Origin of the sequence: Microbacterium sp. NPDC057658 (assembly GCF_042799975.1) — a bacterium.
Taxonomy (GTDB): Bacteria; Actinomycetota; Actinomycetes; order Actinomycetales; family Microbacteriaceae; genus Microbacterium.
Genome location: NZ_JBHVHT010000001.1, coordinates 800,785 through 814,806 on the forward strand (window position 1 = coordinate 800,785; position 14,022 = coordinate 814,806).

Here is a 14,022-nt window from a genome sequence, read left to right on the forward strand (position 1 = left end):
CGCTCACGCCGGATCAGGCACTCCCTCACGCATGACGCCTGAACCGGCGTGGTCGCCTGTCTCGGCGGCCGCGGTGATCCGGGCGGCCATGCCGGAGAAGATGAGCCCGTGGAAGGGCAGCACGGCGAGCCAGTACAGCCGGCCGAGGAGTCCGCGGGGGAAGAACACGGCGCGCTGCTCGTAGCGGGCGCCGTCGCCGTCGGGCACCGCGCGCAGTTCGAGCCAGGCCTCGCCCGGCACCTTCATCTCGGCGCGGAGTCGCAGCAGATGCCCCTCCTCGGTCTGTTCGACCGCCTCGACGCGCCAGAAGTCGATCGCGTCCCCGACCCGGGCGGCGGTGCGGCTGCGGCGTCCGCGGCGCAGGCCCACGCCGCCGACTACGCGGTCCATGAGCCCCCGCACCGCCCAGAGCAGCGGCGACGAGTACCACCCGTTCTCCCCGCCGATCCCGAGGATGACGCGCCACAGCTCCGCGACGGACGCGCGCGTCGCGACGGAGCGCTTGTCCGTGAAGACGGTGCGTCCGGCCCAGTCGGGGTCGCTCGGCAGCGGGTCGCTCGGGGCGCCGGTCACCTCGGCGTCCTGCCAGCTCGTCTCCACGGCGTCCGCGTCCACCCGGCCGAGGGCCAGCGCCACGGACCGGCGATACGGCGTGAGTCCGCCCTCGGGCCGCGGGATGAGCGCGTCGACGGCGTGGTCCTTCATGATGCACTCGTTCTGCAGCGAGGCGACGAGGGGCCGGGCGATGGAGCGCGGCACCGGGGTGACGAGGTTCACCCAGTGCGAGGCGAGCTCCGGGGTCAGCACCGGAAGGGCGGCGATGGCGCGCTGCCGCAGTCCGGCCTCCACCGCGTACCCGTTCATCATCTGGCCGTAGCGCAGCACATCCGGTCCGCCGATGTCGACCGCGCGATTCACCTGATCGCCGACCCGTGCCGCCCCGAGCAGGTAGTGCAGCACGTCGCGCACGGCGATGGGCTGGATGCGGTTGCGCACCCACTTCGGCGCCGGCATGTACGGCAGCACATCGGTGAGGTGCCGGATCATCTCGAAGGACGCCGAACCGGAGCCGATCACCACGCCCGCCTGCAGGACGAGGGTGGGCACCCCGGACTCCAGGAAGATCTCGCCGACGTGGACCCGGGAGCGGAGGTGCGGGGAGAGCTTCACGTCGTCCGGGTGCAAGCCGCCGAGGTAGACGATCCGCCGCACCCCGGCCCGGGCGGCTGCCGTGGCAACGGTGGCCGCCGCGCGCTCGTCGCTCTCCTCGAAGCCCTTGCCGGCCGACATGGAGTGGATGAGGTAGTACACGACGTCGACGTCGTCCATCGCGGAGGCGACGGCGTGCTCGTCGTCGGCGGAGCCCTCGAAGATCTCGCACTCCTCGCCCCAGCCGAAGGAGGCGGCGCGGACGGCGTCGCGGGCGAGGACGCGGAGCCGGTAGCCGGCGTTCAGCAGGCGCGGGGTCAGGCGGCCGCCGATGTAGCCGGTGGCGCCGAGCACGAGGGCGCGGGGCGCGGAGCCGTCGTCGCGGGGGACAGCCCGAAGGGCGTCCTCGCGACCGGTGGGCTGGGTGAGCTCGCTCATGCTCCGAGCGTAGATCCCGGGGCCGACACGGGGAACGGGCTTGCGTCCGGAGCATCGCGCCGTCGCGACACGCTCGCGAGCACACCGGAGACAGGGTACGGTCGTATCCGTGACTTCCATCGAATCGATTCGACGAGCGCCCGCGGACCGCGCCACCCGCCGCGCGCGCGTCGCCGTCTCGGCGCTGTTCCTCACGAACGGCGCCCTGTTCGCGAACATTCTGCCGCGGTACCCGGAGATCAAGGCCGCCCTCGGCCTGGACAACCTCGGCTACGGTCTCGCGCTCGCCGCCTTCCCCGCCGGCGCGATCGCGGCCGGACTCCTGGCGGCCACGCTGATCCGCCGCTTCGGGTCGGCGCGCATCGCGGTCATCGGCACCGTCCTCACGAGCCTCGGCCTGCTGGCAGCGGCGCTGTCTCCGAACGGCGTCCTCTTCGCGATCGCTCTCTTCGTCGGCGGCGCCTCCGATGCCATCACCGATGTCGCGCAGAACGCCCACGGCCTGCGCGTGCAGCGGCGGTACGGGCGCTCGATCATCAACTCCTTCCACGCCATCTGGTCCATCGGCGCGGTGCTCGGCGGAGTGATGGCCGCGGGCGCGATCGCCCTGCAGCTCCCGCTCGCCGTCCACCTGGGGATCTCGACCGCGGTGTTCGCGACGGTCGCCCTCGTCGCCCTCCGCTTCTGCCTGCCCGGCCGCGACGACGAGGCCGAGGAGGATGCGGTGGCGGAACCCGAGGAGATCGCCTCCGCGGTCCGTCGCGGCGTTCCGGCGCGGACGGTGCTGGCCGTGATCGCCCTGACCCTCATCGCGATGGCCGGAGCCATCGCCGAAGACGCGGGCAACTCGTGGGCCACCCTCTACCTCGGCGACTCCCTGGGAGCGGCGGGAGCGGTCGCACCGCTCGGATTCATCGCCCTCGTCGGCGCGCAGTTCGTCGGGCGTCTGCTCGGCGATCCGATGACCGATCGCTTCGGGCAGCGCTGGGTGGCGCGGGTCGGCGGCCTCATCGCCGCCGTTGGGATGACGCTCGCGCTGCTGTTTCCGAGCGTGCCCGGCACGATCCTCGGGTTCGCGGCCGTGGGCTTCGGCATCGCCACCCTCATCCCCGCCGCGATGCATGCCGCCGACGAGCTCCCGGGACTGCGGCCCGGGGTCGGGCTCACCGTGGTGTCCTGGCTGCTGCGGCTCGGCTTCCTGCTGTCGCCGCCGTTCGTCGGGTGGCTGGCGGAGACGCAGAGCCTGCGCGTGGGTCTCGTGGTGGCACCGGTCGCGGCGCTCGTGGCCGTGCTGCTCGCGGGATTCCTGGACGCCCGGCGCCCGCGGAACGCGTCGGACTAGGCCGGCTCCTCCACGAGGTCGGCGCCGCCGTGCACGGCGTCCGCCTCGGCGGCCTCCTGGATCGCGGCGGTCATCCCGACGAGGAACCGCATGACGACCACGCGCTCCTCATCGGTGAGGTCGTCCACGAGGGAGAGCATCCGGCGGTGCATGGCACCGAGTGTCGCGCGCACCTCGTCGTCGCTGCTCACGGTGGGCACGACGATGCCGGCGCGGCGGTCGGTCGGGTGCGGTTCGCGGCGCGCGTGCCCGCCCTTCTCCAGCCGGTCGATGAGCGTCGTCGTCGACGCGGTGGAGATGTCGAGCATGCGCGCCAGATCGATCGGCCGCACGATGCGACCGGCCTTCTGCTCGCGCAGCAGGAACCGGAGGGCGACGAGGTCGGTCTCGTTCATGCCCATGGACGCGCGCGTGCGGGCGCGCATCGCCGTCTCGGCACTGCGGTAGCGCCGCAGCATGTTGAGCACGTCGACCGTGGTGGCGCGCTCGCTGTCGGGGTACCAGTATCCGGAGGCGTGGAACTCACCGGTGCTGTCGGTCACGCGACCTCTCCTTCCTCGCTGGAACCGGCCTCCCGCTCGAGCATCTCCATCGCGCCGGTCTCGACCTCGGCCGGGACGATGCGCAGAAGACCGCCCGTGATCGCATCGGTCTCGGCGGCGATGATCTGCTCGATCCGGCGTCGCGAGACGGAGGGGAAGAGTTCCTCCAGGCGTGCGAGCAGATCGGCGTAGCGGATGTACGACGCCTCCTCGAGGCTCAGTGGCTCGGGCATGGCATCCTTTCGGGGGCAGGGTTCCATCATCGCACCTCCGGAAGTCCCTGGTCGCACCCGATATCGCTAGACAGCCTTACTGTCAGGTTGCCGAGGTACCATGGAGTTCGGGGAAGGAGGATCTCTGCATGGGAAACACGAGTACCGACGTCACGACCTCAGCGCTCGCTCGCGATGTCGACGACTTCCGTCGCGCCGACGCGCAGTTGAACCGCCGTCTCGCCGCCCGGCGCGAACCCAACGATACCGACCGTGCGGCGATGCACTTCATCAGTACCGCGCCCGTCGAGAAGCCCGTCACTCCCCGCGACCTCGCCACCTACCTCGGCATCAGTACGGCCGCCGTCACGAGCGTCGTGCGACGGATGTCGGAGCGGGGGCAGATCGTCGTCGCGCCTCACCCCCTGGATGCGCGGTCCAAGGTCCTCCGGCCGTCGCTCCGCGATCTGCACGGACAGGGCGACGAGCTGGCGCAGCGCGTGGCCGCCATCGAAGGCGAGTTCACCGCGGAGGAGGCGGCCGTGATCTCCCGCTTCTTGCGCCGTCTCACCGACGAACTCGGCGATCTCCCCTGATCGACTTGATTTAACTAGTTAAACTAGTAAACTATCCTCGTCCAGCTTTTCTGCCACGAGGAGAAGAACATGGGAACCCTCACCTACGCGAACCTCGCCGAGCCGATCGAGATCGACGACGAGCTGCTCGCCCACCTTCGCGCCGCCACCGTCACCAAGCTGCGGCGCAACGAGCCGTTCGCGCTCACGGTGGAGACCGGCGCCGACCGCACCGAGACGCTGTGGATCCACGCGTCCATCCCGATCCGCTTCGTCGTCGAGACGTCGGTCACCCTGCAGCGACCGCTGCTGGCCCGTCTCATGCAGGCCGCGGGTTCGACCGGCGGACTCGACCTCACCGACCCCGAGCTCGCGCTCGATGCGGTATCGCGCGAATTGCACGCGATGTCCGCCTGATAACGGAGGGGTGCAGACCTGCCTCATCGCCTCGGGATCCTCTTCAAGGGCTCTCGGATCCCGGGCGGTGACGGCTACGGCGAGAACGGAGCGGGGGCTCTCGATCGCCGACCGCGGCATCCGGCCGCCGGGATTCGGGTTCCCGGCAGTCGGATGCCGTTTCTTCGTCAGAGGGCGGTGTAGCCGCCGTCGACCAGGTGGTAGCTGCCGGTGATGAAGCTCGCGGCGTCGCTCGCGAGGAACACCACGAGGTTCGCGACCTCCTCGGCCTGGCCCAGGCGCCCGATCGGGTGCTTGGACACGAGGAAGTCCTTCGCCTCGTCGCCCATGTTCGCCAGGAGCGGGGTGTCGATGAAGCCGGGGCCGACCGAGTTCACGCGGACGCCCTGCGCGGAGTACTCGAGGGCGGCGGTCTTCGTCATGCCGACGACGCCATGCTTGGCGGTGACGTAGGCGGGGGAGCCCGCGAAGCCGACGCTGCCGAGGATCGAGGCGATGTTCACGACCGAGCCGCCGCCGTTGGCGAGGATCGACGGGATCTGCGCCTTCATGTTGCGGAACACGGCGTTGAGGTTGATGGCGATCACCTTGTCCCACGCGTCTTCCTCGTAGTCCGCGGTGGGCGCGGTGGCGCCGCCGATGCCGGCGTTGTTGACGCCGATGCGGAGCGGGGCGAGCGAGTTGGCGAGCTCGACCGACGAGGCGATCCAGGCCGGGTCCGTCGCGTCGCCGACCGACGCCTCCGCGGTGCCGCCAGCGGCGCGGATCTCCTCGACGACCGCGTTCGCGTGCTCCGCGTTCAGGTCGTTGACCACCACCGCCGCGCCGTTCTGCGCCAGCAGCAGGGCGACCGCGCGGCCGATGCCGCTGCCCGCTCCTGTCACGATCGCCGAGCGGTTCGAGACGTCGTACTGAGCCACTTTCGGGCTCCTTCCCGGGCGGGCGCGGTGCCGGGAGATCTTCTCGGACGGTCCGTCCTTCCCTCCAGCCTACGCCCGGAATACCGGTGTGGATTCATGTGAATGGAAATGTTCAGCGGGCTAGCTGCGCTGTGGGGACCGTCTGCCCCGGGGAAAAACTCTTGACACGCTCGCGACGCGGGTCTAACGTACAACCAAATGGTTGCACAAACGGAGTTGAGCGAAGCGGAGGTCGACCGTGTCTTCCACGCACTGGCGACGTCGACCCGGCGGGACATCCTGCGCCGGACGATCGAGCGGGAGCAGTCCGTCTCGACCCTCGCCTCCGAGTACGAGATGTCGTTCGCCGCGGTCCAGAAGCACGTGGCCGTGCTGGAGGCGGCGAACCTCATCGTCAAGCGCGCCGAGGGACGCGAGCGGCTCGTCCGCGCGAACCCCGAGATGATCGCCCGCGCCAGGGCGCTCCTCGCCCGATACGAAGAGCTGTGGCGGTCGCGCATCGCCCGGCTCGACGATCTCCTGGCCGAGCCGTCCCCGCCCGCGGGGAAGCCGTCCTCCACCGACCCCACCAGCAGTCAACGCAACGAATCGCAAGGAGACTGACATGCCTGTCACGGACATCATCACGGATGCCGAGAACCTCACCATGACCGTCGTCGCCGACCTCGCCGCGCCCGTCGAGCGCGTCTGGGCCGCCTACACCGACCCGCAGCAGCTCGAGCGGTTCTGGGGTCCTCCCGGCTGGCCCGCCACCTTCACCCAGTGGGACCACACGGTCGGCGGGCGAGCCGTCTACACGATGAACGGCCCCCGCGGGGAGAAGGCCTCCGGCACGTGGGAGTTCCTGGAGATCGACGCGCCGCGCAGCTTCACGGTGCTCGACTCGTTCGCCGATGAGGAGGGCACGCCGGACGCCAACCTCCCCTCCATGCGCATGACCTTCACGTTCGAGCCGACGGCCGAGGGCACGCGCATGGTCAACACGAGCCACTTCACGTCTGCCGAAGCGCTCGAGCAGGTCGTCGCGATGGGTGCCGTCGAGGGCACCCGGATGGCCATGGCCCAGCTCGACGCCGTGCTGCAGGACCTCCGCGACTACGCCCAGGGCAAGGGCACCCGGGTGGAGCTGCTGGACGACACGCATGTGCGCATCACCCGCCTCGTCGAGGGTCCGCGCGAGCTGGTGTGGCGCGCCCACTTCGAGCCCGACCTCATCCGGCAGTGGATGCTCGGCCCGGACGGGTGGGAGATGACCGAGTGCGTGTCGGCGACCGAGGTCGGCCAGTCGTACCGGAACTCCTGGGCACCAGTGGGCGACACGGAGGGTGAGCCGTTCGGATTCGAGGGGGAGGCACTGCTGATCGACGCCCCGAAGCGCGCCGTCACCACCGAGCGGATGCAGGGCATGCCGACCGAGACGCTCAACGACCTCAACCTCTACGAGGAGGACGGCGCGACCCTCGTCACGGTGCTCATCGAGTACCCGGACAAGGAGACGCGGGACATGATCCTCGCCACCGGCATGGCCGACGGCATGGAGGCCTCGTTCGCGCGACTGGAGCGGGAGCTGCTGTCCGTCTGACACCCAGGCACGCGCGCCGGAACAGGCGGTTCTCGTGGAGAGCCGCCTGTTCCGGCGCTTCTGCCTGTGCGAAAGCGGGATAAAGTGGCGGCACGATGAGGATCACGCGCCGTACCCTGCTCCTCGGCGCCGGAGCCGGTGCCGTCTCGGTGCTTCTCGCCTCCTGCACCCCGGAGCCGGAACCGACGCCGACCCCCACCCGCACGCGCGAACCGGAGCCGCCGCCCGGTGTCCCCGCCCCGAGCGGGAGCGTCCGCAGCACCTGGACCACCGACCCCTTCGCCCGGGGCGCCGCGAGCTTCACTCCCGTGGGGGTGCTCGCCGCGACCCGTGCGGCGCTCGCGCAGCCCGTCGACGACCGGCTCTTCTTCGCGGGCGAGGCGACCGACGACGAGGCGCCGGGTACCGTCCGGGGAGCCCTGCGGTCGGGCCGCCGCGCCGCGCGGGAACTCACCGTCGCCGCCGAGGACGGCGAGCGGGTGGCCGTGATCGGCGCCGGGATCGCCGGAGCGACAGCCGCTGCGCAACTCGCGGAGGACGGCCTGCAGGTGACGGTGTTCGAAGCGCGCGACCGCGTCGGCGGCCGGATCCTCTCCCGCGCGGACGAGGAGTGGCCGGTTCCGGTGCAGCTCGGCGCGTGGCTGTTCGGCGAGGCCGACGCGGAGCTTCTCGAGACGATCGACGAGGGGGACATGGACCTCGTCGACCTCGACGGGGCGCGGTGGCGCTCGGCCGAGGGTGACGTCGACCCCGTGGATCCGCAGCCGGTGGAGGCCGCGGTGACCACGGCGCAGTCCGCCCCGCAGGACTCCTCCGTGGCGGATGCCCTGGTGGCGGCCGGCATCGACCCGGAGGACCCCGCGACCGCCGCGCTCCTCGCGCTCCTCGCGGCACGGACGGGCGCGGACGCCGCCGACCTGTCGAGCTGGTTCGCCCCGCCGCTCCCCGACGCGGCGCTGCAGGGGGTCGGCGACGACCTGACCCCGTTCATCGAGAGCACCCTGGACGGGGTGAAGGTCGGGCTCAGCTCGCCGGTCACCCGTCTCGCGTGGGACGACACCGGGGTGAGTGTGCGCCTCGGCACCGGGGAGGCCCTCTCCTTCGACCGGGTGCTGCTGACGGTGCCGCTCGGGGTGCTGCAGGAGCAGGCCATCGAGTTCGATCCGCCGCTGCCGTTCGACAACCGCGGCGCCATCTCCGCGCTCGGGATGGGCGCCATCGAGACGGTGTGGCTGCGATGGGACGAGCCGTTCTGGGACGGTGACGAGGCGATCTGGCACGCGGTCGGCGACGACATCGCGATCCCTACGTGGATCAACCTCCGCCCCTCGACCGGCGAGAACGTGCTCGTCGGGATCGTGGGCGGTGCGGCGGCCCGGGACTTCGCGGAGCTCGGGGACGCGGAGGCCGTCGAGGCGGCACTCGCTTCGCTGGCGCTCTACGCCTGAACCGGCTCGCGCGCGGCCTCGGCCGGGGCGCGGTCCTCGGGAGGAGGCTCGGCAGGAGTGCGGTCCCACGGGTCCGGCAGGCGGCTGATGAGCACGAGCGCGGTCGCCACGGCGGCGAACACGGCCAGCGCGATCGCGCAGGAGACGGTGAACTCGACGGGACCGCTCACCTGCCGCGGGTCGAGGAAGTAGTACGGGTACCAGCCGATCAACGGTCCGCGGATGAGCGTCGCGACGCCCCACAGCACCGGGTAGGCGAGGGTCACCGGGATCACGCGCCACGGCACCGCCCGATGCCCCGGGGCCAGGGCCCAGGCCGCGACGGTCACCGCGGGCAGCCAGAAGTGCAGCACCTGATCCGACCACGGCACGTCGATGCGGATCCCCCGGACTCCGGCCTGCCAGACGAGGATCGCGAACACGAGTCCCGCCGTGATCGTCCAGGTGAGCACGAGGGCGAGCGCCACCGTGAGCCACCGCGGGTCGCGGGCTCTCCTCAGCGCGAGGACTCCGGCGACGGTGAGGAGGACGACGAAGGCGATGTTCGACTGGTTCGTCAGGTACGCGAAGAAGTTCTGGCTCGCGATGGTGTTCGACGCGAGTCCCCACGCGAGGCGGTGGATCAGCGCGACGAGGCAGACGGCGGCGGCGGTGAGCCGGAGCAGGCCGAAGACGGTGCGCCTGCTCACCGTCGCCTCGTCCTTTCCGCCATCCGCCGAGTCTACGGAGCCGACCCGGGGTGACGCCGCATCAGGCCGTCGGGCGGGTTCAGGCGCGGGCGGGTGTGGGGGCCTGTTCTCGCGGGAATGCCTGGTGTGGCGGAGGGGGTCAGCGGCGCGGGGCGCGGGTCGACCACAGGGCCAGCGCGATGAGCACCGGCTGGAAGAACAGACGCACGAAGCGCTTCATGTCGGTGTCGAGGCCGAAGCCGTCGCGATGATGCATCCACTGCGCCACATTGCCCGGGAAAACCGCGGCGAAGAAGAGCGCGGCGACGGTGCCGACCGTGCGACGGCGGCGACGGGCGAACAGCAAAGCGGAGCCGAGCGCGACCTCCGCGACGCCGGACGCGAGCACCGTGGCGTCGGGATCGAGCGGCAGCGATTCCGGCACCTGCGCCTGGAATTCCTCGCGGGCGAACGTGAGGTGGGAGACGCCGGCGAACACGAGCGCGGCGCCGAGGAAGATCCGGCCGATGGTGCGGGGAGTCGACATGGTGCGAGTGTACGCCTCGCCGTTGCCGTCAGATCAGGCGGCGGAGCGCTTCTTCGAGGGTGATGCCCTGCGCTTCGGCGCGGTCCCGGAGGCGCGCGTGCTCGTCGGGCGACAGCGGGAGCTGGAGCACGATGGGGTCGTCCTGCGCGAGGTCGAGTCCGTCGAGGAGGTCGGAGGTCTCGGCCCACAGCGGCGCGGCGAACTCCGCCTCGGCGACGGGTGTCGAAGTGCGAGACGGGGCTGCCGTCGAGGAGGAGGCCGGGGCTTCGGCAGCGGCGGCGGCGACCGGGGCGGAGGCGGCGACGGCGGCTCCGGCATCGGTCGCGCGGGTGAATCCGGGGCCTCGACGCGGCTCCTGCTTCTGCTGATAGGCCTTGGCGGCGGCGTTCGCGCGCTCGTCGGCGGCTTCGTTCAGCGGGTGCCCGGCGTGGCCCTTGACCCAGGAGAACTCGACGTCGCGACCGCGCAGGGCCTCGTCGATCCCCTCGAGGAGGTCGCGGTTCAGCACGGGCCCGCCGTCGGACTTCCGCCACCCGCGGCGCTTCCAGCCCGGCATCCACTTCGTCACGGAGTCGATGACGTAACGGCTGTCGCACTCGATCAGGAGCTTCTCGTCGGTGCCGGCCGTCGCCCGGAGCAGTTCGAGGACGGCGCGGAGCTCGCCCTGGTTGTTCGTGCCGTGCGGGGAGCCGCCGGCCGCCCAGTTCGCGTCGTCGATGTACCAGGCCCAGCCGTTCGGGCCGGGGTTGCCCAGGGCGGAGCCGTCTGCGGCGGCGGTGATGGTCATCCGTCCACCGTATCGCTGGCCGCGGACGCCCTTTCGCGCCGCGGTCGCACGGATTCGGGCGGAACCTGCGACGGGAGTGCGAAACAGCGACGCGCGGTGTCAGTCCTCGGGGTCGGCGTTCTCGGTGCTCGCGGCCTCGGGGGCGGGCGGGGCGACGGGGAACACGATGGAGCTCACCGAGGACGGGGTGTCGAGGCCGAGGGCCAGCGGGTCGACCGTCGGCGCGGCGTCGAGCGTGTCTGCGGCCGAGGTCTCGAGAGGTTCAGAGGGGAGTCCCCACTGCTTCTCTTCTTCCTCCGGTCGCTGCTGGAAGAGTCCCATGTCTCCATTGTCACCCCCGGGCGGCGCGGGGTCGCAGTTTCCCACCGAGGTCGCAGGGATCCGGCGGATCCGTGCGACGGGAGCGCGAATCTCCGACCGCGGCTCACTCCGCGCGCGCCGCCTCGCGCACGGCGTCGACGAGGGTGCGCCACGGACCGTCCACGGCGGAGTCGGGCAGCTCCCGCTCCCGACGCTCGGACGGGGTGCGGGCGCGGATGCTCCAGACGAACCGGTCGGCCCCGGGCTCCGTGTCGACGTCGTCGTCCCAGGGGCAGCTGTCGATGAGGCCGATCCATTCCTCGGCGTCCGGCGGCTCAGCCTCCACCCGCCACTGGCGACGGATGCCGGCGAGACCTCCCGAGCGCACGACGGCGATGACGACGGGGGCGTCAGGCGGCGTCGGGTCCTCGGTCATCCTCATAGACTCCCACGGTCGTCCACGCGCGTCGAGCGGCGGCGACCGCCTCCTCATCGACGGAGGCTGCGGCGGCGACCGTGGCATCGGCGAACTCGGTGAAGGTCGCGGTGCTCGCCAGTCCGCCGGTGAGTGCCCGGTACCAGACCGTGCCGGCGCGCTCCCAGGCGTTGCCCCCGAGGTCGAGGGCGAAGAGGGCGAAGGCGCGGTTCGGGATGCCGGAGTTGATGTGCACGCCGCCGTTGTCCTCGGTGGTGCGCACGAATCCGCTCATGTGGTCGGGCTGCGGGTCTTTCCCGAGTTCATCGTCGTCGTAGGCCGTGCCCGGCGCGCTCATGGAGCGCAGGGCTGAGCCCTCCACCGCATCCGTGAAGATCTCCGCCCCGATGAGCCAGCTCGCCTGGTCGGCGGACTGACCCAGGGCGTACTGCTCGGTGAGCGCGCCGAACACGTCGGCCACGGACTCGTTCAGTGCGCCCGGCTGGCCCTGATACTCCAGGTTCGCCGTGTGCTGCACGACACCGTGGGCGAGCTCATGTCCGATCACGGTGAGCGAGCCCGTGAAGTGCTGGAACACCTCGCCGTCGCCGTCGCCGAACACCATGCGCTCGCCGTCCCAGAACGCGTTGTCGTAGTCGACGCCGTAGTGGACGGTCGCGTCGAGAGGAGCACCGGCGTCGTCGAGCGAGTTGCGGCCGAACGCGGAGAGCAGCATCTCGAACGTCGCGCCCAGGCCGTCGAACGCCTCGTTGACGGCGGTGTCGGCGACGGACTCATCGTCTTCCGTGCGGACCACGGCCCCCGGGAGCTGCTGGGTGTTGCCGGCGTCGCTGATCGTGCGGTTCGGCGCATCGGAGAGCCGCGCGACGAGGTCGCCGTTCTCGTCGATCGAGAGGTCGATGCGGGCGCGGAACGGCGGGCGCCCCGCGGTGAGCGTCTGTCGGGCCGCGGCGGCGGCCTTCGGGAACCGACCCGACTCCGCCAGACGGGCGAGCAGGTAGGAGGGGACGACGCCGGGATGCGGGGAGGATTCTGCGCTGCTCATGCGTCGACCCTACGCCGGGGCGCGGACACAGCAGGAGACCCCCAGGACGGTCGCGTAAAATCGGCCTAATGACCGACGCGCCCGACGCCACCCCCGACCTGGGCCCCGGCATCGACCCCGACGACCTCGCCACGACGCTGCGCGTCCTCGCCGAGCTGCACACCATCGACAACGAGCACCCCGACTTCGTGGCCGTGCGCCACGCGACGGCAGCCATGTTCAAGGCCGTCAAGCGCGTGCGGCGCAAGGAGATCCGGGATGCGATCGCCGAGGCGGACAAGGCCGTCGTCGCCCGCACCGCCACCGGCGCCCCCGACCGCATCGACGACGAGACGCGCGGGCACGACCTCGCGTCCCGTGTGATCGACGCCCCCATCGCCGGCGAGCTCCTCAAGCCGCGCAACTGCTACATCTGCAAGCAGCCGTACACGCTCGTCGACGCGTTCTACCACCAGCTCTGCCCGGACTGCGCCCGCTTCAGCCACGGCAAGCGCACCGCCCGCACCGACCTCACCGGAAAGCGCGCGCTGCTCACGGGCGGCCGCGCGAAGATCGGCATGCACATCGCGCTGCGCCTCCTCCGCGACGGTGCGCACACCACGATCACCACCCGGTTCCCGCGTGACGCCGTGCGGCGGTTCTCGGCCCTCCCGGACGCGGGCGACTGGCTGCACCGGCTGCGCGTGGTCGGCATCGACCTCCGCGACCCCGCCCAGGTGATCGGGCTCGCCGACTCGGTCGCCGCGCAGGGCCCGCTCGACATCCTCATCAACAACGCCGCGCAGACGGTCCGCCGCTCGCCGGGGGCGTACTCGCTGCTCGCCGACGCGGAGCTCCAGCCGCTGCCGGACGGTCCGCTGCCGGAGATGGAGACCTTCGGGCACACCGTCGACCCGCACCCGCAGGCGCTGCAGGCCTCGGTCGACGCGCATCCGCTGCTGTCGGTCGCGGCGCTCGGCGGCACGGTCGCGGAGCAGGGGGGACAGGCGCTCACGGCCGAAGACCTCGCGCGGCTCGCGATGGCCCCCGGCTCCTCCTCGCTCGAGAAGCACGCGGACGGCACGGCGATCGATGCGGGCGGTCTCGTGCCGGACGTGAACCGCGTCAACAGCTGGGTGCAGTCGGTGGATCAGGTCGATCCGCTGGAGATGCTCGAGGTGCAGCTCGCCAACACGACCGCGCCGTTCCTGCTCATCAGCCGGCTGCGGGCGTCGATGGCCGCGTCGTCGTCGCGCCGGAAGTACGTCGTGAACGTCTCCGCCATGGAGGGACAGTTCTCCCGCCGTTACAAGGGCCCGGGCCACCCGCACACCAACATGGCGAAGGCCGCGCTGAACATGCTGACCCGCACGAGCGCGGGGGAGATGTTGGAGAAGGACGGCATCCTCATGACCGCCGTCGACACCGGCTGGATCACCGACGAGCGCCCGCACTACACGAAGGTGCGCCTCGCGGAGGAGGGCTTCCACGCCCCGCTCGACCTGGTCGACGGCGCCGCCCGGGTGTACGACCCCATCGTGCGCGGCGAGGCCGGCGAGGACATCCACGGCGTCTTCCTCAAGGACTACGAGCCCAGCCCCTGGTGACGCCCGTTCGAATCGCCTGAATGGTTCC

General features: G+C 71.4%; 17 protein-coding genes. 7 read left to right on the forward strand and 10 right to left on the reverse strand.

Annotated features, from left to right (window positions below; translation table 11 throughout):
* Positions 1-3: 3 nt before the first annotated feature.
* Positions 4-1,587 carry an SDR family oxidoreductase gene (locus ACFU8V_RS03825; RefSeq protein ID WP_378869128.1) on the reverse strand — a complete coding sequence of 528 codons (1,584 nt, stop codon included), beginning with the start codon at positions 1,585-1,587 and terminating at the stop codon, positions 4-6.
* Positions 1,588-1,705: 118 nt separating this feature from the next.
* Here ACFU8V_RS03825 and ACFU8V_RS03830 point away from each other — a divergent pair, with 118 nt between their 5' ends.
* Positions 1,706-2,929, forward strand: coding sequence for an MFS transporter (locus ACFU8V_RS03830; protein WP_378871783.1), 1,224 nt, complete (start codon positions 1,706-1,708; stop codon positions 2,927-2,929).
* Here the strand turns inward: ACFU8V_RS03830 and ACFU8V_RS03835 are convergent.
* Both ACFU8V_RS03835 and ACFU8V_RS03840 read right to left on the reverse strand, forming a co-directional pair.
* Entirely contained in the window at positions 2,926-3,471 is a 546-nt protein-coding gene (locus ACFU8V_RS03835; RefSeq protein ID WP_025104061.1) for a MarR family winged helix-turn-helix transcriptional regulator, read from the reverse strand. The genes ACFU8V_RS03830 and ACFU8V_RS03835 overlap by 4 nt on opposite strands.
* Positions 3,468-3,704 carry a hypothetical protein gene (locus ACFU8V_RS03840; RefSeq protein ID WP_378869132.1) on the reverse strand — a complete coding sequence of 79 codons (237 nt, stop codon included), beginning with the start codon at positions 3,702-3,704 and terminating at the stop codon, positions 3,468-3,470. Before ACFU8V_RS03840 ends, ACFU8V_RS03835 begins: the two co-directional genes overlap by 4 nt.
* A gap of 128 nt (positions 3,705-3,832) precedes the next feature.
* On the opposite strand from ACFU8V_RS03840, the gene ACFU8V_RS03845 reads away from it, so the two are divergent.
* Both ACFU8V_RS03845 and ACFU8V_RS03850 read left to right on the forward strand, forming a co-directional pair.
* Positions 3,833-4,279 (forward strand): MarR family winged helix-turn-helix transcriptional regulator, encoded by a 447-nt coding sequence (locus ACFU8V_RS03845; RefSeq protein WP_025104059.1) that lies wholly within the window; start codon positions 3,833-3,835, stop codon positions 4,277-4,279.
* 69 nt (positions 4,280-4,348) lie between these two features.
* Positions 4,349-4,675 (forward strand): hypothetical protein, encoded by a 327-nt coding sequence (locus tag ACFU8V_RS03850; RefSeq protein ID WP_025104058.1) that lies wholly within the window; start codon positions 4,349-4,351, stop codon positions 4,673-4,675.
* A 167-nt stretch (positions 4,676-4,842) separates the two neighbouring features.
* On the opposite strand, the gene ACFU8V_RS03855 is transcribed toward ACFU8V_RS03850, so the two are convergent.
* Positions 4,843-5,595: an SDR family NAD(P)-dependent oxidoreductase gene (locus tag ACFU8V_RS03855; RefSeq protein WP_062633228.1), complete on the reverse strand. Its 753-nt coding sequence runs from the start codon at positions 5,593-5,595 to the stop codon at positions 4,843-4,845.
* A gap of 198 nt (positions 5,596-5,793) precedes the next feature.
* On the opposite strand from ACFU8V_RS03855, the gene ACFU8V_RS03860 reads away from it, so the two are divergent.
* The 3 genes from ACFU8V_RS03860 (at position 5,794) to ACFU8V_RS03870 (ending at position 8,625) form a co-directional block, all read left to right on the forward strand.
* The gene (locus ACFU8V_RS03860) at positions 5,794-6,198 is read left to right on the forward strand and encodes a metalloregulator ArsR/SmtB family transcription factor (protein WP_303709683.1); all 405 of its coding nucleotides are present in this window, start codon (positions 5,794-5,796) and stop codon (positions 6,196-6,198) included.
* A 1-nt stretch (position 6,199) separates the two neighbouring features.
* The gene (locus ACFU8V_RS03865) at positions 6,200-7,177 is read left to right on the forward strand and encodes an SRPBCC family protein (RefSeq protein ID WP_102208607.1); all 978 of its coding nucleotides are present in this window, start codon (positions 6,200-6,202) and stop codon (positions 7,175-7,177) included.
* 95 nt (positions 7,178-7,272) lie between these two features.
* Positions 7,273-8,625, forward strand: coding sequence for an FAD-dependent oxidoreductase (locus tag ACFU8V_RS03870; protein ID WP_303709687.1), 1,353 nt, complete (start codon positions 7,273-7,275; stop codon positions 8,623-8,625).
* On the opposite strand, the gene ACFU8V_RS03875 is transcribed toward ACFU8V_RS03870, so the two are convergent.
* The 6 genes from ACFU8V_RS03875 to ACFU8V_RS03900 form a co-directional block, all read right to left on the reverse strand.
* Positions 8,616-9,314, reverse strand: coding sequence for a Pr6Pr family membrane protein (locus ACFU8V_RS03875; protein ID WP_238695625.1), 699 nt, complete (start codon positions 9,312-9,314; stop codon positions 8,616-8,618). The two genes, ACFU8V_RS03870 and ACFU8V_RS03875, sit on opposite strands and share 10 nt — an antisense overlap.
* Before the next feature lie 139 nt (positions 9,315-9,453).
* A complete protein-coding gene (locus ACFU8V_RS03880; RefSeq protein WP_303709689.1) occupies positions 9,454-9,840 on the reverse strand; it encodes a DoxX family membrane protein in 387 nt (128 codons plus the stop codon).
* A 28-nt stretch (positions 9,841-9,868) separates the two neighbouring features.
* The gene (locus ACFU8V_RS03885; protein WP_374461073.1) at positions 9,869-10,627 is read right to left on the reverse strand and encodes a ribonuclease H; all 759 of its coding nucleotides are present in this window, start codon (positions 10,625-10,627) and stop codon (positions 9,869-9,871) included.
* 99 nt (positions 10,628-10,726) lie between these two features.
* Positions 10,727-10,948: a hypothetical protein gene (locus ACFU8V_RS03890; protein WP_085604611.1), complete on the reverse strand. Its 222-nt coding sequence runs from the start codon at positions 10,946-10,948 to the stop codon at positions 10,727-10,729.
* Positions 10,949-11,051: 103 nt separating this feature from the next.
* Entirely contained in the window at positions 11,052-11,363 is a 312-nt protein-coding gene (locus ACFU8V_RS03895; protein WP_071327868.1) for a protealysin inhibitor emfourin, read from the reverse strand.
* The gene (locus ACFU8V_RS03900; protein ID WP_378869142.1) at positions 11,338-12,408 is read right to left on the reverse strand and encodes a M4 family metallopeptidase; all 1,071 of its coding nucleotides are present in this window, start codon (positions 12,406-12,408) and stop codon (positions 11,338-11,340) included. The genes ACFU8V_RS03895 and ACFU8V_RS03900 overlap by 26 nt, the downstream gene beginning before the upstream one ends.
* A gap of 68 nt (positions 12,409-12,476) precedes the next feature.
* On the opposite strand from ACFU8V_RS03900, the gene ACFU8V_RS03905 reads away from it, so the two are divergent.
* The gene (locus tag ACFU8V_RS03905; RefSeq protein ID WP_025104046.1) at positions 12,477-13,994 is read left to right on the forward strand and encodes an SDR family oxidoreductase; all 1,518 of its coding nucleotides are present in this window, start codon (positions 12,477-12,479) and stop codon (positions 13,992-13,994) included.
* Positions 13,995-14,022: the final 28 nt, after the last annotated feature.